The 21,293-nt window shown below is 65.9% G+C and carries 21 protein-coding genes; 14 read left to right on the plus strand and 7 right to left on the minus strand.

The genetic code is table 11. From position 1 onward, the window contains the following. Positions 1–4: 4 nt before the first annotated feature. Entirely contained in the window at positions 5–622 is a 618-nt protein-coding gene (locus tag CFE28_15395; GenBank protein OYU71251.1) for a thiol:disulfide interchange protein, read from the minus strand. On the opposite strand from CFE28_15395, the gene argH reads away from it, so the two are divergent. From argH to lysA, 3 genes are read left to right on the plus strand one after another with little or no spacing between them, the layout of a single operon-like run. Then, complete coding sequence (gene argH / locus CFE28_15400; protein OYU71752.1) at positions 623–2,041, plus strand: argininosuccinate lyase; 1,419 nt, start codon at positions 623–625, stop codon at positions 2,039–2,041. After that, positions 2,041–2,262 (plus strand): hypothetical protein, encoded by a 222-nt coding sequence (locus CFE28_15405; protein ID OYU71252.1) that lies wholly within the window; start codon positions 2,041–2,043, stop codon positions 2,260–2,262. Before argH ends, CFE28_15405 begins: the two co-directional genes overlap by 1 nt. Continuing rightward, positions 2,259–3,542 carry a diaminopimelate decarboxylase gene (gene lysA / locus CFE28_15410; protein ID OYU71253.1) on the plus strand — a complete coding sequence of 428 codons (1,284 nt, stop codon included), beginning with the start codon at positions 2,259–2,261 and terminating at the stop codon, positions 3,540–3,542. Before CFE28_15405 ends, lysA begins: the two co-directional genes overlap by 4 nt. A 4-nt stretch (positions 3,543–3,546) precedes the next feature. On the opposite strand, the gene CFE28_15415 is transcribed toward lysA, so the two are convergent. Both CFE28_15415 and CFE28_15420 read right to left on the minus strand, forming a co-directional pair. Next, the gene (locus tag CFE28_15415; protein OYU71254.1) at positions 3,547–4,077 is read right to left on the minus strand and encodes a hypoxanthine phosphoribosyltransferase; all 531 of its coding nucleotides are present in this window, start codon (positions 4,075–4,077) and stop codon (positions 3,547–3,549) included. Further along, the gene (locus CFE28_15420) at positions 4,070–5,047 is read right to left on the minus strand and encodes a hypothetical protein (GenBank protein ID OYU71255.1); all 978 of its coding nucleotides are present in this window, start codon (positions 5,045–5,047) and stop codon (positions 4,070–4,072) included. The genes CFE28_15415 and CFE28_15420 overlap by 8 nt, the downstream gene beginning before the upstream one ends. A gap of 258 nt (positions 5,048–5,305) precedes the next feature. Here CFE28_15420 and ftsE point away from each other — a divergent pair, with 258 nt between their 5' ends. The 4 genes from ftsE to CFE28_15440 are packed head-to-tail and all read left to right on the plus strand — an operon-like array spanning position 5,306 to position 8,195. Next, positions 5,306–5,998 (plus strand): cell division ATP-binding protein FtsE, encoded by a 693-nt coding sequence (ftsE, locus tag CFE28_15425; GenBank protein OYU71753.1) that lies wholly within the window; start codon positions 5,306–5,308, stop codon positions 5,996–5,998. Continuing rightward, entirely contained in the window at positions 5,995–6,885 is an 891-nt protein-coding gene (locus tag CFE28_15430; GenBank protein ID OYU71256.1) for a cell division protein, read from the plus strand. Before ftsE ends, CFE28_15430 begins: the two co-directional genes overlap by 4 nt. Beyond that, entirely contained in the window at positions 6,882–7,481 is a 600-nt protein-coding gene (locus CFE28_15435; GenBank protein ID OYU71257.1) for a hypothetical protein, read from the plus strand. Before CFE28_15430 ends, CFE28_15435 begins: the two co-directional genes overlap by 4 nt. A gap of 3 nt (positions 7,482–7,484) precedes the next feature. After that, on the plus strand, positions 7,485–8,195 hold the full coding sequence (locus CFE28_15440) for a 1-acyl-sn-glycerol-3-phosphate acyltransferase (protein OYU71258.1): 711 nt from the start codon (positions 7,485–7,487) through the stop codon (positions 8,193–8,195). On the opposite strand, the gene CFE28_15445 is transcribed toward CFE28_15440, so the two are convergent. Continuing rightward, a complete protein-coding gene (locus CFE28_15445) occupies positions 8,192–8,719 on the minus strand; it encodes a gamma-glutamylcyclotransferase (protein OYU71259.1) in 528 nt (175 codons plus the stop codon). The two genes, CFE28_15440 and CFE28_15445, sit on opposite strands and share 4 nt — an antisense overlap. On the opposite strand from CFE28_15445, the gene CFE28_15450 reads away from it, so the two are divergent. Continuing rightward, positions 8,718–9,755, plus strand: a complete 1,038-nt coding sequence (locus CFE28_15450) for a hypothetical protein (protein ID OYU71260.1) — start codon at positions 8,718–8,720, stop codon at positions 9,753–9,755. The two genes, CFE28_15445 and CFE28_15450, sit on opposite strands and share 2 nt — an antisense overlap. 111 nt (positions 9,756–9,866) lie before the next feature. Then, entirely contained in the window at positions 9,867–10,676 is an 810-nt protein-coding gene (locus tag CFE28_15455; protein OYU71261.1) for a chorismate mutase, read from the plus strand. Here CFE28_15455 and CFE28_15460 read toward each other — a convergent pair. Continuing rightward, positions 10,673–12,754 (minus strand): peroxidase, encoded by a 2,082-nt coding sequence (locus CFE28_15460; protein OYU71262.1) that lies wholly within the window; start codon positions 12,752–12,754, stop codon positions 10,673–10,675. The two genes, CFE28_15455 and CFE28_15460, sit on opposite strands and share 4 nt — an antisense overlap. Positions 12,755–12,853: 99 nt before the next feature. After that, entirely contained in the window at positions 12,854–13,576 is a 723-nt protein-coding gene (locus tag CFE28_15465) for a two-component system response regulator BaeR (GenBank protein OYU71754.1), read from the minus strand. A 65-nt stretch (positions 13,577–13,641) separates the two neighbouring features. On the opposite strand from CFE28_15465, the gene CFE28_15470 reads away from it, so the two are divergent. The 5 genes from CFE28_15470 (at position 13,642) to CFE28_15490 (ending at position 18,470) form a co-directional block, all read left to right on the plus strand. Beyond that, positions 13,642–15,072 (plus strand): hypothetical protein, encoded by a 1,431-nt coding sequence (locus tag CFE28_15470; protein OYU71263.1) that lies wholly within the window; start codon positions 13,642–13,644, stop codon positions 15,070–15,072. Between the two features lie 91 nt (positions 15,073–15,163). Next, positions 15,164–16,243: a histidinol-phosphate transaminase gene (locus CFE28_15475; GenBank protein OYU71755.1), complete on the plus strand. Its 1,080-nt coding sequence runs from the start codon at positions 15,164–15,166 to the stop codon at positions 16,241–16,243. A 4-nt stretch (positions 16,244–16,247) separates the two neighbouring features. Continuing rightward, entirely contained in the window at positions 16,248–17,180 is a 933-nt protein-coding gene (locus tag CFE28_15480; GenBank protein OYU71264.1) for a cyclohexadienyl dehydrogenase, read from the plus strand. A gap of 8 nt (positions 17,181–17,188) precedes the next feature. Then, on the plus strand, positions 17,189–17,518 hold the full coding sequence (locus CFE28_15485; GenBank protein ID OYU71265.1) for a QacE family quaternary ammonium compound efflux SMR transporter: 330 nt from the start codon (positions 17,189–17,191) through the stop codon (positions 17,516–17,518). Positions 17,519–17,528: 10 nt separating this feature from the next. Beyond that, positions 17,529–18,470 (plus strand): hypothetical protein, encoded by a 942-nt coding sequence (locus CFE28_15490; GenBank protein ID OYU71266.1) that lies wholly within the window; start codon positions 17,529–17,531, stop codon positions 18,468–18,470. Here CFE28_15490 and CFE28_15495 read toward each other — a convergent pair. After that, positions 18,467–21,259, minus strand: a complete 2,793-nt coding sequence (locus CFE28_15495; GenBank protein OYU71267.1) for a helicase — start codon at positions 21,257–21,259, stop codon at positions 18,467–18,469. The two genes, CFE28_15490 and CFE28_15495, sit on opposite strands and share 4 nt — an antisense overlap. Positions 21,260–21,293 lie beyond the last annotated feature (34 nt).

The following is a 21,293-nucleotide window of genomic DNA, read 5'->3' on the forward strand; positions in this document are numbered from 1 at the left end:
TCGACTATTCGGCCAGGAGCTTGTCGATGACAGCCCTGGCGTCCGGGCTGGACCATTCGGCCGGCCCCATGATCCTGCCCCTCTCAACGCCATCCTTGCCGTAGATGACTGTCGTCGGCATGGCCGAACTCGGCGGAATCAGGGCGTAGGGAAGCTTCATTTTCGGGTCATGATAGAAGGCAAGGTTCGCGAACCTGCCGATAAAGGCCTCCGCCTTGTCCTTCTGCCGGTCCCCGTCCAGTGACACCGCCACCACAGCGACAGGCTTGTCCTTGTAGGCGCCGGCAAGCTCGTCGAGGGTCGGCATCTCAAGAACGCAGGGCGCGCACCAAGTGGCCCAGATATTCACGACCGTAACCTTGCCCTGGAAGTCCGCGATCCGGGTGGGCTTGCCGTCCTTGTCCAGGAAGCTCGTGGCGGGCGGCGCCCCGGCTGAAACGGGCAGGACCAGCTTGGACATCTCGCCCTTGGCGAGGCTCTTGATCCCCATTTCCTGTCGGGGGTTTATGACGGCCTGCCCTATGATGTAGAGAATGGCCGCGACGCCGATCCCGGCGACGCCCCGGAGGGCCCACTTCAAAGGGCTGGCCTTGGGTTTTTCCGCCTCGTGATCCTGGCTCATATGACGAACGACTCCTCGCATGACTCGAACGGCCAACCTGACGGGCAGGCCATGTGGGGTGGACGCTTTAGCGCAAAACCCGCTGAATTGATGCAGGCGATCAACGTCTCCATCGGATTTGACCGGCGGCTGGCAAGCCAGGATCTGGCAGGGTCGCGCGCCCACGCGGCCATGTTGCGCCAGCAGGGCGTGATCTCCAAGGCAGATGAAGCTGAAATCCAGCGGGGCCTGACCGCCATCGAGGCCGAAATGGCCGCCGGGACCTTTCCATTCCGCGAGGAATTCGAAGACATTCACATGAATGTCGAGGCGCGCCTGCGCGAGCTGATCGGGCCGACGGCCGGACGTCTGCACACGGCGCGGAGCCGCAATGATCAGGTCGCCCTGGATTTCCGCCTCTGGGTGCGCGAGGCCTGTGACCGCACCATCAGCCAGCTCAAGGCCCTGCAGTCAGCCCTGATCCGCAAGGCCGAGGCCCACGCTGATACCCTGATGCCGGGGTTCACCCACCTGCAACCGGCCCAGCCGGTGACCTTCGGCCATCACCTGCTGGCCTATGTGGAAATGTTCGGTCGGGACGCCGGACGGTTCTCGGACGCCCGCCGCCGGATGAACGAGAGCCCCCTGGGCGCCGCCGCCCTGGCGGGATCGCCCTTCCCGATCGACCGGGACCAGACCGCCCAGGCCCTGGGCTTTGACCGTCCGACCGCCAATTCCCTCGACAGCGTTTCAGACCGCGACTTTGCGCTCGAAGCCCTCGGCGCCGCTACCCTGTGCGGTGTTCACCTGTCGCGTCTGGCCGAAGAAATTGTCATCTGGACCACCCCGCAATTCGGCTTCATCCGCCTATCCGACGCCTTCACCACCGGCTCTTCGATCATGCCGCAGAAGAAGAACCCGGACGCGGCCGAGCTGATCCGGGCCAAGGTTGGCCGGCTGCTCGGGTCCTTCACCCAGCTGACCGTTGTGATGAAGGGCCTGCCCCTGGCCTATTCCAAGGACATGCAGGAGGACAAGGTCCCGACCTTCGAGGCCTTTGACGCCCTGGAGTTGTCCCTCCTGGCCATGGCGGGCATGATTGATGATCTGGAACCGGTTCCTTCGCGGATGGCCCATGCGGCTGGCGCCGGGTTCTCGACGGCGACGGATCTGGCTGACTGGCTGGTCCGCACCCTCGACATGCCCTTCCGCGACGCGCACCACGTCACGGGTCAGGCCGTGAAGCGGGCTGAAGCCCTTGGGTGCGACCTGTCGGAACTGCCGCTGGCGGACCTCCAGGCCCTGTCGCAGGGCATTACCGCCGATGTCTATGAGGTGCTGACCCCCCGCGCCTCGGCCGCCAGCCGCAGGTCCTATGGTGGCACATCCCCGGATCAGGTCCGCGCCCAGGCTGCGCGTTGGAAGGACAAACTGAAATGATGCGTCAGGTCATTACCCTTATCTGCATGGGGGCAGCTCTCTGCGTAGCCGGATGCGGCAAGCTGGGCGCCCTGGAGCGGCCCGGCCCGGCTACAGGCGTCGATGTCGGAGCCGATCCCATGAAGGCCTCGCGCACGATTGATCCGCGCAACCGCAATGCCGACCCCTCGCCATCGGTCTCTGCAGCCGAACCTGGTCCCGCGACGCCCGGTCCGCAATGAACCACTTCGAGCCGATCGACGGCGAGCTTGCCTGTGAAGGCGTGCCCCTGCGCGAGATTGCCCAATCCGTGGGTACTCCGGTCTATGTCTATTCCAGCGCCACCCTCGAGCGGCACTATGGGGTCCTGCGCGACGCCCTGGCCGCCGAAGGTCTGAAGGGGGAGAATGGCGGCGAGGCGCTGATCGCCTTTGCCGTGAAGGCCAATTCAAACCTGGCCGTACTCAAGACCCTGGCCCGCCAGGGCGCCGGCGCCGATACGGTTTCCGAAGGCGAGATCCGCCGGGCCCTGGCCGCCGGAATTCCAGCCCACCGGATAGTCTTTTCCGGCGTAGGCAAGACAGCCGGGGAGCTGGCCTTCGCCCTCAAGGCCGGAGTCTCGGAGATCAATGTCGAGTCCGAGCCGGAAATGCACCTGGCCTCTCAGGTCGCCCAGAGCCTGGGAACCCGGGCGGTCATCGCCATCCGCGTCAATCCTGACGTCTCGGCGGGCGGCCACGCCAAGATCGCTACGGGCAAGGCGGACAACAAGTTCGGGGTTTCGTTTTCGGAGGCCGAACGCCTCTATGCCCAGGCCTCCAACAATGCCGGTCTGAAGCCCGTGGGCGTGACCTGTCACATCGGCAGCCAGATTACCGACCTGGCTCCCATGTCAGCAGCGTTTTCAAAGATGAAGGGCCTTGTCCAGCGCCTGCGCGGCGAGGGACTTAACGTCGAACGGCTGGATCTCGGCGGGGGACTGGGCGTGCCATACTTCCATCAGCCGACCCCGCCTTCCCCTGCTGACTATGCCAGGATGATCGCCCAGACCATGGGCGGACTGGATGTCGCCTATTCCTTTGAACCGGGCCGGATGATCGCGGCCAACGCCGGTGTCCTGGTGGCCCAGGTGCTGCATGTTCATGAGCGCCCCGAAGGCCGGAAGTTCGCTGTGCTGGACGCCGCCATGAACGATCTGATCCGTCCGGCCATGTACGACGCCTATCACGACATCAAGCCACTGGCCGTCCGCCCCGGCCCGGCCGAAGTCTATGACGTTGTAGGGCCGATCTGCGAGACCGGGGACACCTTCACCCGGGAGCGGGCCCTCCCACCCCTTATGGCAGGGGATCTGATCGCCTTCATGAGCGCCGGCGCCTATGGCGCGGTCATGTCCAGTGAGTACAACAGCCGCCTGCTGGTTCCCGAAGTCCTGGTCCAGGGGGACCGGTACGCCGTCGTGCGGCCCCGGCCGACCTATGAGGACATGCTCGGCAAGGATGCTGTGCCGGACTGGCTCTGAAGACCTAGTCCAGGGCGCCCACATAGGGCAGGCCGCGCTGGGCGCCGGCGGCGTCCATCCCGTAGCCCACCAGAAAACGCGCGGGCGCAGCCCAGGCGCTGAAATCGGGTTCGATGGCCCTCTTCGTCGGCCAGGGCTTGGATGCGAAGACGGCGGTCAGCACCTCGCTGGCGCCCGCGTCGCGGACCAGACGATGAGCCTCTGACAGGGACAGGCCCGTATCAACCACATCGTCAATGATAAGGGCGCGCCGGCCCGAAAGCGGTCGTTGAAGGTCAGCCCGGACTTCACACCGGCCAAGGCTCGCCCGCTCGTCGCCATAGGAGGCGAGCCAGAGGGCGTCGAAGCGCACATTGCGGCCAATCCGCGCCAGGGCGCGGGTCAGGTCCGCCGCAAACCAGATGCCGCCGGTCAGCAGGCAGACGGCGACGGTCTCATCGTCAATCCGGGGTGCGATCCGGGCGGCGAGCTCGGCGACCTTCTCAGCCACCTCCTGCTCGGTCAGCAGGACCGTCGGCGTACGGGCGTCAGCCATGGGGGTTCAGGGCGTAAGGTGAGGATTCGGGAAGGGGCTTTACCTCGACCGGCGCAGGGCCGGACTGGCCGGCCGGTGCATGACCAGCGGGGGCGTGAACTTCCGCACCATGAGCTTCCGGGGCATGAGCCTCAGAACCGTGCGCCTCGGCGCCATGCGCTGGGGCTTCGGCGTGGCTACGCAAGGCAGGCGCTGCTGCGGCCTTTTCCCTGGCGGTCCGATGGGCGGGTTTGTGCGCCGCCTCAGGCGCGAAGGCGACCTCCAGCTGACTGGCTGTCAGGGGAGGATCCAGAATGGCGATGGTGAAATGCCGGGTCTCGCCCGCAGGAACAATGGCGTCGCCGGGCTGGGCGATCTTGGTGGCGACCGACTTGCCGGCTTTGTTGAGCAGGCTGACCCGCAGTGGCGGCGCCTCGATCGCCTTGTCCTTGACGTTGCGCAGCACACCGGAAACGGAAAGGGCGGCGTGTCCGTCCTGGAGCGACGGCTTGGCCTGAACGCCCTCGATGGTCAGGCCCAGACTGTTGACCGGCAGGCCAACCCACGCATAGGCCGCTGCGCTCTTTGGCCAGAGATTGACCACATTGATCCGGAACACGGCGGCCATGGCCAGGATGACGACAAGCGCCGCCGCCATGCCGGCCCAGATTATTCCGGTGGCCGCCGCCTGACGGACCTTGCGCTCATCAGCCTTCTTAGCCCGATAGACCTTTGGAATCTCGGGACCTTCGGCTTCTGAAAGGTCCGTGGTTTCCGGGGCTGGCGGCTCGACCGCGATGATATCGTCAACCGGCGGCGCCGGAGTCGCCACCGACGCCGCAAAGACGTCGTCACCATCCACCGCAAGGGACACAGCCTGGGCTGACCAGCGATGCCCACAGCTGGCGCACTTCACCGTGCGCCCCTCTGGCGGAATCTTCGACGCGTCGACCGTGTAACTGGTGGCGCATTTGGGACAGGTCAGGATCATGGAGTGACCAGTGTAGGGGTGTTCGCAAAAAAGATGCGACCCCAGATTCGCAGATTTCCCATAGATTTGCCTAGGTTGCGCAGGAAATTCCCGGGCTGTGTCGGCAATCCGTGTTCAGGTGCGCGCAACAGGCTCCCCGGACTCCGGGGGCGGAGGCCTGCGAGAGAATCGCAAGCCCGCTCTGCATTTGTGCTATGGACGCAATCTTCCCGTGTCTGAGGAGCAGGACCGTTACAATTGGCCAGGGTGATCGACAACTTGTTCGCCGCGGAAGAGGTCCTGCGGTTCGACAATGTCTCGCTGGCCTATGGTCGGAATGACGAGACCTTGAGCGACATCAGCTTCGCGCTGAAGCCGGGGTCCTTTCACTTCATCACCGGGGCGTCCGGAGCGGGCAAGAGCTCGCTCATGAAGCTCATCTACATGGCCGCCCAGCCGACTTCAGGCCGGATCGAGCTCTTCGGGCATGAGATTTCCAGGGTTTCGGCCCGGGACCTTCCCCTGTTGCGGCGGCGGGTTGGCGTTGTCTTTCAGGATTTCCGGCTGCTGGACCATCTCTCAGCTTTTGACAATGCAGCCCTGCCCCTGCGTATCACCGGCAGAAAGCCGGAGTCCTACCGCAATGACGTGGCCGAACTGCTGACCTGGGTAGGCCTGAGTGACCGCATGAATGTCATGCCGCCCACCCTGGCCGGAGGCGAAAAGCAGAGGCTCGCCATCGCCCGCGCTGTGGTCGCCCGGCCGGAAATCCTGCTTGCCGACGAGCCGACGGGCAATCTCGACACCGAGATGAGCCAGCGAATCCTGAAACTGTTCTCGGAACTGAACCGGCTGGGGACCACCGTGCTGATCGCCACTCACGACCAGGCCATGGTGGAGCGCTCAGGCATGCCGGTGCTTCATCTGCAAGACGGACGTCTGACACGGCTCGCGTCGGGATCAGGCCGATGAGCGACGCTTTTGCCCGACGTTGGCGGCCCGCGCCCTTCCTTCCGGAATCCGATAACCGGGACGGAAGCCTGATCTTCGTTGTGGCGACCCTGTGCTTCCTGGCCTGCCTTATGGCCCTCACAGTCCTGGCGACCAATCGGGCGGTCAAGGGCTGGTCCGACCAACTCAACAGCCAGGCGACCATCATTGTCAGGCCCCGGGCAAATGAAACCCCGGACCTTGCTGCAGCCCGGGCGGCGGAAGCCCTGGCCGGCGTGCCCGGCGTCACCGAAGCCCGCGCCCTGGAGCGGGAAAAGGCAGAGGCCCTGGTCGAACCCTGGCTGGGGGACATTACCGACCTTGAGGATCTGCCGATCCCGCGTCTGGTAGCTGTCGATCTCGACAATGCCCGGCCGGCCTCTTCAGCCACCCTGGCTGCAGCCCTCAAGGCGCGCGGGATAGACGGCATCATCGACGACCACTCCATCTGGACCCGGGACATAGCCCGTTCCGCGGGGGTGCTGCGCTGGGTGTGCGGCGGGGTCTTCATCCTGATTACGGCGTCCGCAGGCGCCATTGTCGCCTTCGCCACCCGGGCGGGTCTGCTGGCCAGGCGCGAGGTCGTGGAAGTGCTGCACCTGACCGGCGCGGAAAATCTCTATATCGCCCGGCTGTTTCAGGCCCGGTTTGCACAGCTGGCCGCCTGGGCAGGCGCTCTGGGGGCCATTGGCGCGGCAGGGGTCGGGGCGATCCTGCGCCTTGCCGGAGGCGGCGGCGGTCTGACGCCGGCCATCCCGATCATCTGGTCCGACCTGCTGGCCGTGGCGCCCTGTCCCCTTGTCGCCGCTCTTGTCGCCGCCATCGCCGCCCGCCTGACGGCGGAGCGCATGATCCTGGAAATCACATGAAGACCCTGGCCGCCCTCCTGCTGATGGCCGCCATCTGGGCGGTGGGTCTGGTCACCTTCGCCGACCGGGTGGAAAGGTCCACGCCTGCCCCCCTGCCCGTCCCGGCGCAAGGCGTGGTGGCGCTAACCGGCATAGGCTCGAACGCGCGGATCGGCGCCGGGGTGAACCTGCTCGAGGCCGGCCGGGCCCGACGCATGCTGGTCTCAGGGGTCAACCGGGAGGCCAGTCGCGAGGACATACGCGCTGTCAGCAAGGCCGCCCGCCGGATCTATGACTGCTGCGTGGATCTGGGCTTTACGGCTGCAGACACGGTGGGCAATGCGCGGGAGACCGCCGAGTGGGCCCGGGCCATGCGCTATGACAGCCTGATCGTCGTCACCGCTGACTATCACATGCCCCGCGCCATGCTTGAACTGCGTTCGGCCATGCCTGAAGCGAAGTTGCAGGCCTATCCTGTGGCCACTTCCGTCTTCAACGCCCACCGCTGGTGGCGGAGTTCGAAGTCCGCCCGCTTGATGATCGTCGAGTATTCGAAGTATCTGGCCATTCTGGGTCGCGAAACCATCCGCGCCCTCGGCCCACCGGCGAAAGGCTGATCCTTGACCCTTGTCCGATCCCTGATCTTTGCGGTCCTGTTCTATCTCTGGTCGCTGATCTTCTCGCTCTCCATGATGCCCTTCCTGCTGCTGCCTCCCCTGTGGACGGTGCGGGCCCTGCGGTTCTGGAGCGCCGGCATCAACTTCCTTGTCCGGATCATATGCGGCGTGAAGGTCGAGATCCGCGGTCGGGAACACATGCCCACAGGCCCGGCTATTGTCGCGCCAAAGCATCAGTGCATGCTGGACGTCTTCGCCCAGTTCGGCGCCCTTCCTTCGGTCCTCTTCGTGATGAAGAAGGAGCTGACCTATATTCCGCTGTTCGGCTGGATTGCCCTGAAGATGGGCAGCATTGTCGTTGACCGGGACGGGCATTCCGCAGCCCTCAAGAAGATGGTCAAGGACGCCCTGGTCCAGTTCGGACGCTCCCCCCGCCAGCTTCTGATATTCCCGGAAGGCACCCGCGGCGAACCGGGAGCAGAGACGACCTACAAGCCCGGCATCGCCGCCCTCTATCGCGAATTGAACCTGCCGGTTCACCCGGTGGCGACCAATTCGGGAACACATTGGCCGGCTCATGGCCTGATGCGCCATCCCGGAACCATCGTCTTTGAATACCTGGAACCGATCCCGCCGGGCCTGAAGCGCGGCGAGTTCATGCGCATCCTGCAGGAGCGGATCGACACGGCGTCTGAAAAGCTGATGGGCCTTTAGGTCGAACCTTCCACCAGGGCCTTGAGACGGATCATGGCAGGATCGCGGATGCCCTCCGCCGCCAGATGATCCACCAGATCGCTGAGATAGTCCTCATTGCGCCCGGACAATCCTACTGCGCCGGATATCAGCTCGGCCTGACGCTCCAGGGTCAGCGCACCTGCCCACTGCGGGTGGGCGACGTCAGACAGGAAGGTCAGGGCGTTGATCCTGCGTTCGCCGGGCAGATGCACCTGAACCCGGGCCTCGACATAGGTTTCGGTCGGCTGCTCCCGGTCCCGCAGATAGGCATAGGTTTCGTCCCAGTCCTTCCGGGCTATGCGGAAGGCCGCCCCGCGAACGGACCCCCCGGGCGCCAGGCCCAGCACCAGGCCCGGCCGTTCGTAAGTGCCCCGGTGGTGGACGGAATAGATGCAGAAGGCGCGTCTCCGACCGTATAAGGTGGCGGGACATCTCTCTTCGAACGCAAAGCCGGGGCGCCACATCAGCGACCCATAGCCAAAGACCCAATGCTCAGACGCCATGTTCCGCCGTTCTGCTCCTGACGCTACGCCACCGCCTTCGGGAGAGACTGCGCCCAGGCCCCGGCGTTGGGGACTCTACGGTCCCTATATCGCCTTGGCTATCGCCGTCGCCCTTTGGTCAGGCGCCTGGCTGACGGCGCGGTCCGAGGTCATTCGCCGCATGGACAGTCTGGTAGCCAGCTTCGAAGCCAGCGGCCATCACCTGCAATGGTCCCAAAGAACAGTCGGCGGCTATCCGTTCCGGCTGAGCGTCGTCGTGACTGATTTCAAAGGCCAGGCTCCTGGCGGCTGGGGGGTCGAATCCAGGCGGCTGGAGGCCGAAGCCTTCATGCATGCGCCGGGCCACTGGGTGCTCGCGGCCCCTGAGGGGCTGACCCTTCTCCGTCCAGCCGGCGGACCGGTGGACATCACAGGAACACCAATCCACGCCAGCTTGCATGGACTTGCCGTGCGGCCGCCCAGCTTCTCCCTGGAAGGGCTGGACCTCCGCTTTACGGGCCGGGAAAAGCCCTTTGTCCTTTCCGGCGCCGACAAATTCGAGCTGCATCTGCGTCCGGGACCCGATCGACAGGGCGCGATACTGTTCCGGCTGACCAATGGACGGGCAAATCCCCCCGGCCTGTTGGGCAGGATTGCCGGGAACCAGCCGGTGAATCTTGAGCTGGAGGCCATACTGTCCAGGGCAGACGCCCTGAAGGGCCCGGGTTGGTCGCGGGCTGTCAGGGCGTGGGCCGCAGCAGGGGGCCGGGCGAATCTGAGATCGGCAAGGGCGTCGGCTGGCTCCGCCATGATTGAGGCCAAGCCTGGAGAGCTATCGCTGTCACAGGACGGGCGACTGGCAGGGCAGATCAATGTCACCCTTCGCAAGGCCCCGGAGGCCCTGAGCGACCTGACAAGCCAGGGCGTCATCCCTGGAAGCGCGTCTGCAGGCCTGCCCCCAGGATCTGATCCCGCGGCCCAGGCGACCCTCACCTTCAAGGACGGGGCGACCTTTCTGGGTCAGATCCCCATCGGTCCCGCGCCGAGACTTTTCTGACAGTCCGACAGGGCCAACTGGTTTCCGACGCAACTTTATTCCCGCAACCGCGGCTATTGCGCCTCGCGCCGCAATGACATATCCGCCAACCCTCAGTTTTCGGGGAAGAATATGGCGAAGCCGGACACAGACGCGCCATCACTGGACGACATCCGCGCGCGGCTCGACGTGCTGGATGGCCAGATGTTCGCCTTGATCGATGAGCGGGCGGGTCTGGCGAGGCAGGTCGCGGCAGCCAAGGCTGCGGCGGGGGATGGCGGCAAGTTCGGGCTGCGGCCGGGCCGGGAAGCGCAATTGCTGCGGAGCCTGCTGGCCAAACCCAGGAACGCTGCAACGCCGAGCCTGATCACCAGGGTCTGGCGGGAAATCATAGGTGACAGTCTTTCGCGCCAGGGGCCATTCCACGTGGCGGTCTATGGCGGCAGGACCCCGGCACGGTCTGTCGAGTTCGCCCGGGCCCGCTTTGGCGCAGCGCCAGGCATGGTCTCGGTCGCCAGGCCGGAGGACGCCATCGCCGCCGCCCGGACTCCTGGCGGGGTCGCTGTCCTGGCGCTCTCCAGCGAAACGCCCTGGTGGGGTCGCCTGCTGGCCGAGCCGAAGATGAAGGTCTTCGCCGCCCTGCCCTGCCTCAATGGCTGGGGCCCCCTGACCGCCCTGGCGGCCGCAGAGATCGAAGTCGAACCCACAGGGGACGATCTGACCTATTGGGTGACCGATTCCCCCCTGGCCGCGTCGGCCATCGAGGACGCACTCAGCCGTGACGGGGTCGCCGCCGACCTCCTGGCGGAGGCCGGCGGACTGAAGCTCTTCGCCCTGATCGGCTATTACCAGCCCCAGGACGAGCGCCTGGCCAGGGCGCCTGGCCGACTGACCGGGGTCATCGGCGCAGCGGCGGCGGCGCTCGACAACCCGGCAGCCTAACCCCGGAAGACGAAGTCCGTCATCGACAACTGATGGGGGTTCACACCCACCAGGGTGATGTGATCCGTGCCGAGATCTATCACGGTGTTTGCGCCCACCTGGCGGATCCTCAATCCCTGGGCGGAATGGTCGAAGGTCAGATGATCCTGACCGACCTGAAAGTCGGTGATCCTGGCCGAGACATCGGAACCGGCAAACTGGAAGTCATCCTTGCCGGCGCCGCCGGTAAGAAGCTGGACGCCCCGCCCTGCGACCAGGATGTCATTGTTTACCCCGCCGACAAGGGTGTCTGCGCCATCTGACCCGATGATCAACTGGCGCGCCTCCGGGTGCTCGGCTTCACCGCCGGACGCCAATCCGCCGTGTCGGTCATAGTACACGAAGGCGTCAGCCTGGATGTGCTGGGTGTCGGTATTGCGCAGAATGATGTCGGACAGACTTGTGTGCTGGATCTGCGAGAGGGTCTGACCATCGAAGCCCTGGTTCTGGTACCAGAAGCGGTCGCCGTCCCGCAGGGCTTCGAACTGGTCGCCGATGATGATCTGGAAGGTCTGGCCCATCATGGCGCCAGGCAGGTGATCCTCAGCCAGACCGCCGACCCAGAGGTCGACCTTGTCTATGCTGCCATAGGCGTTCTTGAGCGCGGCGGCCGTGGTGGGATCTGACGTCAGCTCACTGAAGTCAGCATAGGGCTTGAGATGCAGGGCGATCCGGGTCTCGTTCAAGGTGCCCAGACCCAGGTCACGGCCTCTCTGGATGTTGATCGCGGCCAGATCCATGGCCACAGGCGGGACGTCCAGGAAGTTCCGCAGGTCATCGACGATGTGGACATCCATGGCGTTGGAGAGATCGCCGGAGAGGTGTCGCAGCAGGCCGTCCGCGCCGCCATCGGCGACAAAGTCGCTGGTGGACTGGAAGAAGGCGTCCTTCAGGGTCACAGCCGGCCCGACATCCTGGCCCTGCTCACCCACCTTCTGGAGATTGGCCGAAACTATGGAATGCCCGAACCGGAAAGCCGCACCGGCGAATTCCTCGCTGATGGTGGCGTTCACCGACGCGTCATAACCCTTGTAGGCGCTGATGGCGGTGGGTCCGAGCAGGTGGGGCAGGAACTCTGAATAGGTAATATGCGCGATTTCCGCCGTCACGATGGCCTTGGCCTGCTGGTAGAGGTGATCGCCGGTCCAGTCCGGGTGCAGGGCCTTCAGATGGTCGACCTGGTAGTTGTGTTCGCGGACAAACAGGGTCTGGAGCGCCGTCAGGTCGGGATTCTCCTGGACCCGGATATCGCCGGCTGCGAAGCCGCCATTGACGATCGGCAGGTTGTTTCCTGCAGAGGTCAGCATGTGGCCATCGGCGGTGCGCAGGCTGGCGGCCGTCGCAGCGTCCGAACCATAGACCTGTGATCCGTCCAGCCAGCCGGTCACCGAGTTTACGGCTGCCGCGGGCTTTCCATCGACGCCGGTGGCCGGGTCAATGACCGTGCGGGTCATGGAAATCTTGGTGGCCGAGAGATCTGGATCTCCTGTCGGAATGGTGATGTCGATGTGGGTCTTGCCATCTGTCCTGGCGAGGTCGAGGTCATGGTCCAGGAACTGACCCCAGGCATACATCATGCCCGACAGGCCCTCGGCGTTGACCTCATCGCCGTGGCCGGCGACCACGATGTTCGAGATATCCCGGGCATTGGGCAGGTCGGTGAACATGCTGCCCACGCCGTCAGCGAAGTTCGCCGGTCCGATCCTGACAAAGTCAGCGCCGACCGCATTCATGTTGGTGTGGGTCAGATTGTTTCCTGACCCGTCTACGGTCCGGAAGATGGGCTCCTGCACCCGAGGGCCGCCCTGCCCGCCGCCGGCGCCGCCGCCAAGCGATGGCGATGGCGAGGGCGACGGCGAAGGACCGGGCGCGGGCTGGGGCGGTGGCGGTGCTGGCCTGGGCGCACCTTCAACAGAGATCGAAGCTTCGGCCGTCAGACCGCTCGTCGTCGCCGAAATCGGGCCAGGCCTGAGGCTGTTGGCGCCAATCTGGTCGGGGAAGAACTCATCGTTGAAGGTGAAGTGCTCGCCTGGGTTCATTGTCGCCTCCAATTTGGTCGCCACGCTGGTGACCGGATCGAAGGCACGCCTAGGGGCGGTTTGTGGACGCAATATGGATGAAGGCGGCTAACTGGGAATTCAGGTTACCGGATCGAAGCGGTATCCGACGCCATAGACCGAGACAATCGGCCCGATTTCCGGGGCGAATGCGGACATTTTTCGACGGATATTCTTAATGTGACTGTCGATGGCGCGGTCGGTGACGTCCCGAAAATCTGCAGACATCAGATCAAGCAGGTCGGCCCTGGTGAAGACCCTGCCAGGCCTGGACATCATGGGTTTCAGCAGGCGGAACTCATGAGGCGTCAGTCCCAGACAGACGCCCCGGCAGAGTATGCGCATCCCCTCATCGTCGATCAGGTAGGGGCGGGCTTCGACCACCAGGCGGCCTTCAGCACGGCGAATGGCGGCGCGCACCCTGGCGATCACCTCCTTTGGTCGAAAGGGCTTGCAGATATAGTCATCAGCACCGCCATCCAGTCCCGCGAGTTGGTCGGCTTCAGCAACCCGGGCGGTCAGCATCAGGATCGGCGCCGATGAGAACCGCCTTACCTCCCTGCAGACGTCCTGGCCGCCCAGGCCCGGCAACATCAGGTCAAGCAGGATCGCCGCAGGCTCGGCCTGCCTGACGGCAGGCGCCACCAGTCGGCCATCCGCAATGAGCTTGGGGGTAAAGCCTGCGTCTTCCAGATAGTCCGCCAGGAGGCATGCGATCTTGGGGTCGTCCTCCACCACCATGACCTGTCGACCCGCGCCATCTCTGGCGTTCCCGGCATGGTCGGCGCTAATGGACTTGCCCATCATGTCTCCACATTCGTCGTGCAAAAGCGGCGAAAGCTGGGCGGCTCAGGGCGGAAGGGATTGGTTTGCAGGTGCGCGTTCGTCTGTTCCACACCATTGTCCTTGTCCTGGCGTCTTTCGCGGTGGCGACGGTCGTGGGTATGGGCGCCCTGATGATGGGCAGCCTGAAGACCGGGTTCGGCGCCTATGTCGCCGCCCGGGACGCCGCGAGACTCGAGCAGTTTGCCGCCTACACCGCCATCGCCCTTCCGCAGATCGGGGGGCTGGAGGCCATGGTTGAGCGACCCGGGCTTTTCCGCAAGATGATGGACGATCAGAACAGGCCCTTCAGCCCGCCCGGACGACCGGGCCCGGAAGGGCCCCCGTTCGGGCCGCCACCCTTTGGCCCACCTCCGCCCAGGGCCGACGGCTTCGAAAGACGTCTTGCCCTCCTGACCCCCCAGGGTGTGTGGGTCGCCGGTCATCGCCCCCAGCCAGGGGATCAGGGATTGATTGCCCCGGTGGTCGTGAACGGACAGACGATTGCAAAGGTTGAACTCCTGCAGCCGCCGGGCGGCGAGGCGCCGGTGGACGCCGAGTTCCTGCGACAGCAATATGGCCGAATCGCCCTGATGGGCGCCGTCCTGATCATCCTGGCCATCGGGGTTTCGGTATTCGCCGCCAGAGCTCTGGCGAAACCCCTGCTGGCCGTGCGGCAGGCCACAAACCGGATTTCGCGGGGCGACTTCGCAACACGGATCGCCCCCTCCGGCGCCCAGGAACTGGTGGAGATGATCGGTGACATCAACCAGATGGCCCTGGAGCTGGAACGCCAGCAATCAGGCCGGCGCCGCTGGCTGGCCGAGATCGCCCATGAACTTCGAACGCCACTCACCATTCTGACCGGCGAACTGGACGCCCTGATTGATGGCGTCAGGCCGGTTTCCAGGCAGGCGCTGGAGTCCTTTCAGGAGGAGCTTGCCCGCCTGAACGGACTGGTCGAAGACCTCCATGTCCTGTCCATGTCAGACCTAAACGCCCTGAGCTGCACCTTTGAGGACCTGGATGTTGTCGAGCTGCTGGGGCAGATCGTCGAACGGCACAGGCCCCGCCTGGCAGGCGCAGAGATCACCCTGGATTGGCGCAGGCCAGACACCCCGGTCGAGGCCAGTTGGGATCCCCAGAGGATCGAACAGCTCATGCTCAACCTGCTGGAAAACAGCAGGCGCCATACCCGCGCACCCGGCCGGGCGAGTCTGCGGAGTGAAGTCGGCCCCGACCGGATCGTGATCCAGCTGGACGACACGGCCCCCGGGGTCGCGATTGAACACCTCGGTCACCTCGGCGAGCCTCTGTTCAGGACCGATGAGGCCCGGGAAAAAAGCAAGGGCGGCAGCGGCCTTGGCCTGGCCGTCTGCAGGGCCATTGCAGCGAGCCATGGCGGCAGGCTGGAATTCACGCCCTCCGGCCTCGGGGGCCTGTGCGTGCGGATTGACCTGCCCCGACATCCGGCCTGATCGCACCCCCTACCCCCGGGCCGTTCCCGAGCCTATAAGCGCCGCCATGTCTGATCAGCCTAACCTCGACCGCGCCAACGCCGACCGCCCGATGCCGAAGTCCGGTATCCTGGACATCGCCCCCTATACGCCTGGGAAAGCGAAGATTGAGGGGGTGGAAAATCCCTTGAAGCTGTCGGCCAATGAAAATGTCCTGGGCTCCAGTCCCAAGGCCCAGGAGGCCTTCGCCGGCGCCATCAGCCAGCTGCATATGTACCCGGAAGGACGCTCCAACATCCTGCGGGCGGCCATTCACGAGCGTTACGGCCTTGAGCCCGAGCGCCTGCTTTTCGGCTGCGGCTCTGACGAGATCTTCCAGCTGCTGAACCAGACCTTCCTTGAACCCGGCGACAACATCGTCCAGGGCGAATACGGCTTTGGCGCCTATGCCATCGGCGCCCGCGCCTGCCAGGGCGAGGTCCGCATGGCGCCGGAAAAGGATTACCGGATCGACGTCGACGAGATCCTGAAATGCGTGGATGCGCGCACCCGGCTGGTCTTCATCGCCAATCCGGGGAACCCGACCGGCACCTGGATCAACGGCTCGGAGGTCCGCCGTCTGCACGCCGGCCTGGCGCCCAGCGTCATACTGGTGCTGGACGGCGCCTATGCAGAGTTCGTCGACGACGCGACCTTTGAGGACGGCCTCTCCATGGTGCGCGAATTCCAGAATGTCGTGGTCACCCGCACCTTCAGCAAGCTGCACGGCCTGGCGGCCCTGCGGGTCGGCTGGGCCTACATGCCGCCGGAAATGGCGGACGCCGTTGACCGGATCCGCCTGCCCTTCAACCTGAACATCCCGGCCCAGCTGGCCGCTGTAGCGGCGCTGGGAGATCGGGACTTCGAAGAGCGCTCCATCGCCCTGGTCAACCAGTGGCGGCCCTGGCTGGCCCAGCAACTGGGCGGCCTGGGGCTGGACGTGGTGCCCTCAGCCGCCAACTTCCTGCTGATCGGCTTTCCGACGACGCCGGGCAAGACGGCCCTGGACGCCAATGACTATCTGTCCTCCCGGGGCATCATCCCGCGGGTTGTGGCGGGCTATGGCCTGCCCAACCACCTGCGGATCACCATCGGGCTCGAGGCGCACAACCGCGCGGTCGTCGACGCCCTGGCCGACTTCATGAAGGCCTGATCCCATGTCGACTGTCATCTTCCAGAAAATGGCCGTCGTTGGGTGCGGCCTGATCGGCTCGTCAGTGATCCGGGCCGCCCGGGCGGCCGGCGCCGTTGGAACTGTGGCGGTCGCTGACGCCAGTGCGGAACACCGGGCGGAAATTGGCCGCCTCGGCTATGCCGATCTGGTCACCGGCGATGTGGCGCAGGCCGTGGCGGATGCAGATCTGGTGGTCTTCGCCGTTCCGGTTCTGGCCATGGGCCCCGCCGCCCTGCAGGCCGCCAGCGGCCTCAAGCCCGGCGCCATCGTCACCGATGTGGGGTCGGTCAAGGGCTCCGTGGCCGAAGCCCTGCTGGCCGCCACTCCGGCCCATGCCTTTGTGATTCCGGGACACCCGATCGCCGGGACCGAACAGTCTGGCCCCAGCGCCGGCTTCGCCGAACTCTTCGACAAGCGCTGGGTTATCCTGACGCCGCAGGACCGGACCGACGCGCCCTATCAGGACGCCATAGGGAAGCTGAGCGCCTTCTGGTCAGCCCTTGGCGCCAATGTCGAAAGCATGGACGCGGCCCATCACGATCTGGTCCTGGCGGTCACCAGCCACCTGCCCCACCTGATCGCCTACAACATTGTCGGTACTGCGGCCGACATGGAAGAGGTCACCCAGGCCGAGGTCATGAAGTATTCGGCCGGCGGTTTCCGCGACTTCACCCGTATCGCCGCGTCTGACCCCACCATGTGGCGGGACGTCTTCGTGGCCAACAAGGATGCTGTCCTGGAAATCCTCGGCCGCTTCACCGAGGACCTGCAGGCGCTCAGCCGCGCCATCCGCTGGGGGGAATCGGACAAGCTGTTCGAACTGTTCAGCCGCACCCGCGAAATCCGCAGGGGCATCATCGCCGCCGGCCAGGAAAGCGCCGAGCCCAATTTCGGCCGCGACCGGAACAAGCAGTAGGACACCCCATGAACGGCTATGTCTGGCTCAGCATCGCCATCATGGCCGAGGTGGTCGCCACCACCTTCCTCAAGGCGTCGGAGGGCTTTACCCGCCCGATCCCCGCCATCATCACGACCCTGGGCTATGGCCTGGCCTTCTGGTGTCTTTCCCATGCCATGAAGACCGTGCCGGTTGGCGTCGGCTATGCGATCTGGTCCGGTGTGGGGATCATCGCCATCACCGCCATTGCCTGGATCTGGTTCAGCCAGAAGCCCGACCTGCCCGCAATGGCGGGCATGGGCTTGATCCTCGCTGGGGTTCTGGTGATCAATCTCTTCTCCAAGAGTCAGGCCTGAGGAACGTCCCATGCGGTCACGCTTTGAAAACCTGGCCCGCACAGGCGGGGCGCCTGGCGACGCAGAGCGTTTTTCCGCGGCGGTGAAGGCTGGAGACACAGCCGCCCTCCCGGATCTGGCGGCCCTCTGGCTTCACGCCGCCGCCGCCGCGCCCTCACGACTTGGCGAGATCTATGACGGGTCATCCAAGGGGTGGCTTGGCCGGGAGCCGGCAGCTCCACACCTGGCGGCCGAAAGCGAGACCGTGGAAATTCCCGACGCCTTCTGGCCCGACTTCTGGGCCCTGGTCAGCGATCAGACCGCTGGCGGCGATGCCGGCCTCATCACCCAGAGGACTGCGGCTCTGTCCGGTGGTCTGGCGCCTGATTTCAGGGCCGCCGCGGTCGCCGCCGCCCTGACCTATCCAGGGGTCAACGATGCGGCAGCCGATGGCTTCCCTGAGAAGTTCACCCTCGAGGCCATGGCCCGCGCACCTGAAGGCTCCCTGGGCGCTGAATTTCATCACCTGATCGTCAGCAATGGCTTTGACCTTGAGGTTCTGGATCGCGACGCCCTGGGCCTGGCCGACCTGCCGCCGCCCCTGGACTATCTGAACGCCCGGATCCTGCAGTGCCACGACCTCTGGCACATTACGGCGGGCTATCAGACCACCGGCCTGCACGAGGTGGCGATCTCGGGCTTCCAGGCCGGCCAGTTCGGCCACAACTATTCGGCCATGTTCCTGGCCATGGTTCTGACCAAGATGGCGCTCAACCCCATGGCGCCCGCCAGCCTCATGCTGGATGTGATCCTGTCGGCCTGGACCCATGGCCGCGAAACCCCGCCCCTGCTGCCTGTAAACTGGCCGGAGCTCTGGGACCTTTCGGTGGAGGACATCCGCACAAGGCTGGGCGTGAGGGCCTATGCCTCCCCCTATCCCGCCAACCTGTTTGAAAGCCTGCGGGCAGCCTAAGGGGCCAGGAAGGCCGCTGTCGCCTCTATGGCTTCCACCAGGGTCACCCGCTGGATTTCGACCCCTTCGGGCAGGCTGGAGAACAGGCGGGTCGGCGCAGCGGCGTCCAGAATGACGAAGACCCCCTTGTCGTCGGCCCGGCGGATCAGGCGGCCAAAGGCCTGGGCGATACGCCCCCGGGCCACCGCGTCGTCATAGGACTTGCCGCCAAACCGCACCCGGCGCGCCTTGTGCAGAATGTCAGGACGGGGCCAGGGCACCCGGTCAAACACCAGCAGGCGCAGGCTGCGTCCGGGCACGTCCACACCGTCCCGGACCGCGTCTGTCCCCAGCAGGCAGGCGTCTTCCTCGGCCCTGAAAATGTCGACCAGGGCGCCGACCTCCAGGGGATCCACATGCTGGGCGTAGAGGGCCAGCCCCTTGTCCGCCAGGGGGGCGACAATCCGCTCATGGACAGCCCGCAGGCGCCGGATCGCCGTGAACAGGCCCAGGCCGCCACCGCCCGCCGCCAGGAAGAGCTCGCGCATGGCCGCACCGACCTGCCGGGCGTCATCGCGCCCGACATCCGTCACTACAAAAGCCCGGGCCCTTGAGGCATAGTCAAAGGGCGAGGCCAGCCTGAGGGTCTTGGGGCGCTCTGGCAGCCGGGCTGCGCCGGTGCGCATTTCCGCCAGGGCGAAGGGGTCGATCAGGGTCGAGTCCGCCAGGGTGGCGCTGGTCACCAGCACCCCATGGGCCGGCGCGATGACGGCATTGGTCAGGGGCTCGGTCGGGTCTACCCAATGGCGGCGGCAGGCGGCGTCGACCACCCGCCCATAGAGGAAGGTGGCGTCGAACCAGTCTACGAAATCAGGGTCATCCTCGGCGTCCTCGTCTATGGCGCGGAGCATGGACCGCCAGGCTGGCAGGACCATCCGGGCCCGCCGGTCCAGACCCCGCAGGGCGCCTTCGATCCGCGCCCGGTCGGTCTGGGTCAGGGTGGCCGCCTCGTCGTCGAGGACGTCTTCCAGATACCGGGCCAGGGCCAGCAGGGGCGCCTCGACGCTGGCCAGGGCGGCGGCGGCCTCCCGGGCCGTATCACGCACCAGGTCCAGGGCCGGGCGGGCGGCGCACTCCATGCCCACATCGGAGGGCGCTGCGCGGGCCCGCAGCTGCTCGATCACCGCCACCAGGAAATGCTCGATGGCGCCTATGGGATTGACCTCGCCATTGGGCGGCGCCACGCGACCGGACCAACCTTCGCCAGGCAGGGCGGCGGCAGCGCGGGTGGCGTCCACCAGGGCGCGCCGGGCGTCGTCCCGGTCGCCCAGGGTCTCCATCAGCCTGGTCTCAAGCCCCCTGCCACGGCGGCCGCGGCCCTCGGGACCCCGGATCCAGCGGCGCAGTTCGGCGGCTTCCTGACCCGAAAGGGCGGCGGCGAAGGCGCTGTCGGCGGCGTCGAAGAGGTGGTGGCCCTCGTCAAAGACGATCCGCTTGAGCTGGGTGGTCTCGCCATCGGCCTTGGAGCCCCGCGCCGCCCGGGCGCCGTCAAAGGCGGCCTGGGTAAGAACCAGGGCGTGGTTGGCGATGACCAGATCGGCCCGGCGGGAGCCGCGAATGGCCTTCTCCACAAAGCAGGTCCGATAGTGGGCGCAGCCGGCGTGAATGCACTCGCCGCGGCGGTCCACCAGATTGCCCGGGCTGGCCTGGGCGGCGGGCGGCACGGCGAACAGGCCAGACAGCCAGGCTGGAAAATCTCCGCCGGTCATGTCGCCATCCCGGGTCGCCCGCACCCACCGGGCGGTCAGGCCCATGCCGATCAGGTCGGCCGAGCCCAGCTGGGCGGCATTGGTCTGGTCCTGGAAATTCAGCAGGCAGAGATAGTTCTCCCGTCCCTTGCGGACCACCGCCTTGCGAGCCCGGACCTTGGGATCAGGATAGAGGGCGTGGCTCTCCCGCTCGATCTGCCTCTGCAGGGCCCGGGTATAGGTCGAGACCCAGACCGAAGGACCATTGGCCTCGGCCCAGAGGGAGGCCGGCGCAAGATAGGCCATGGTCTTGCCAATGCCGGTGCCGGCTTCGGCCAGCATCATCCGGGGTTCGCCCTCCCGCTCACGGGGCTGAAAGGCGAAGGCGGCTTCAGCCGCAAAGGTCGCCTGGGCGGGACGGGCCTCGTCCAGACCTGCCGCGGTCAGCAACTCCGCCAGACGCGCCGCCGCCGCTTCGGGTGGAAAGGGCTTTGACCCGGCCTCCCCCAGGGGGGCCTGATCCTCCCACTCACTGACCCGGGTCCAGACATCCAGCCCCGAGGTCCGGAACTGGTTGCCAACCGGCTGGGACCGCAGGGCGCCGATCACCAGGGCGCCCCAGCACCATCCGCCACGGGCCAGGGTCTCGGCTATGGCCAGGGCCTCCTCCCGGGAGGGGGTTGGACTGGTGGCGAGTTCGGAAAGCAGGGCTTTGACGCTGTCCATCAGGCTGGCGGCCTGGGCTTCGGCCCCTCGCGGCTCCGCCAGATCCAGGGCTAGGGCCAGACCTGCCGCCGAGGGCGCGCAGAAGGTCGCAGGGCGAACGAATGCGAAGAGTTCAAGGGCGTCGAACAGGCGAGGCGAGCGCGGGCGCGCATTCAGACCCAGCCGCTTGGCGGTCATGCCTGCATGGGCGACGATGACCGGACCGCGGTCGAAGAGGTCCCGGGCATCAGGAATTCGCAGGGACTGAACGCGCCCCCCATCGGCGACAGCGGACCGTCCGCCCGGCAAGGTCACCAGACAGACGGCAATATCCAGGAGGGCGGCGGGTGCATTCACAGGACCGGGTCTATCCGGGAACAGGAGATAAGTC

Source organism: Alphaproteobacteria bacterium PA2, assembly GCA_002256425.1.
In the GTDB taxonomy this organism is placed as follows: domain Bacteria; phylum Pseudomonadota; class Alphaproteobacteria; order Caulobacterales; family Caulobacteraceae; genus Phenylobacterium.

Excerpts from the sequence above, each read along its gene's own strand:
- CFE28_15395 (OYU71251.1), bottom strand. The coding sequence starts at position 622 with ATGAGCCAGGATCACGAGGCGGAAAAACCCAAGGCCAGCCCTTTGAAG.
- argH (OYU71752.1), top strand. The coding sequence starts at position 623 with ATGACGAACGACTCCTCGCATGACTCGAACGGCCAACCTGACGGGCAG.
- CFE28_15405 (OYU71252.1), top strand. The coding sequence starts at position 2,041 with ATGCGTCAGGTCATTACCCTTATCTGCATGGGGGCAGCTCTCTGCGTA.
- lysA (OYU71253.1), top strand. The coding sequence starts at position 2,259 with ATGAACCACTTCGAGCCGATCGACGGCGAGCTTGCCTGTGAAGGCGTG.
- CFE28_15415 (OYU71254.1), bottom strand. The coding sequence starts at position 4,077 with ATGGCTGACGCCCGTACGCCGACGGTCCTGCTGACCGAGCAGGAGGTG.
- CFE28_15420 (OYU71255.1), bottom strand. The coding sequence starts at position 5,047 with ATGATCCTGACCTGTCCCAAATGCGCCACCAGTTACACGGTCGACGCG.
- CFE28_15430 (OYU71256.1), top strand. The coding sequence starts at position 5,995 with ATGAGCGACGCTTTTGCCCGACGTTGGCGGCCCGCGCCCTTCCTTCCG.
- CFE28_15435 (OYU71257.1), top strand. The coding sequence starts at position 6,882 with ATGAAGACCCTGGCCGCCCTCCTGCTGATGGCCGCCATCTGGGCGGTG.
- CFE28_15450 (OYU71260.1), top strand. The coding sequence starts at position 8,718 with ATGTTCCGCCGTTCTGCTCCTGACGCTACGCCACCGCCTTCGGGAGAG.
- CFE28_15445 (OYU71259.1), bottom strand. The coding sequence starts at position 8,719 with ATGGCGTCTGAGCATTGGGTCTTTGGCTATGGGTCGCTGATGTGGCGC.
- CFE28_15455 (OYU71261.1), top strand. The coding sequence starts at position 9,867 with ATGGCGAAGCCGGACACAGACGCGCCATCACTGGACGACATCCGCGCG.
- CFE28_15460 (OYU71262.1), bottom strand. The coding sequence starts at position 12,754 with ATGAACCCAGGCGAGCACTTCACCTTCAACGATGAGTTCTTCCCCGAC.
- CFE28_15465 (OYU71754.1), bottom strand. The coding sequence starts at position 13,576 with ATGGGCAAGTCCATTAGCGCCGACCATGCCGGGAACGCCAGAGATGGC.
- CFE28_15475 (OYU71755.1), top strand. The coding sequence starts at position 15,164 with ATGCCGAAGTCCGGTATCCTGGACATCGCCCCCTATACGCCTGGGAAA.
- CFE28_15480 (OYU71264.1), top strand. The coding sequence starts at position 16,248 with ATGTCGACTGTCATCTTCCAGAAAATGGCCGTCGTTGGGTGCGGCCTG.
- CFE28_15485 (OYU71265.1), top strand. The coding sequence starts at position 17,189 with ATGAACGGCTATGTCTGGCTCAGCATCGCCATCATGGCCGAGGTGGTC.
- CFE28_15490 (OYU71266.1), top strand. The coding sequence starts at position 17,529 with ATGCGGTCACGCTTTGAAAACCTGGCCCGCACAGGCGGGGCGCCTGGC.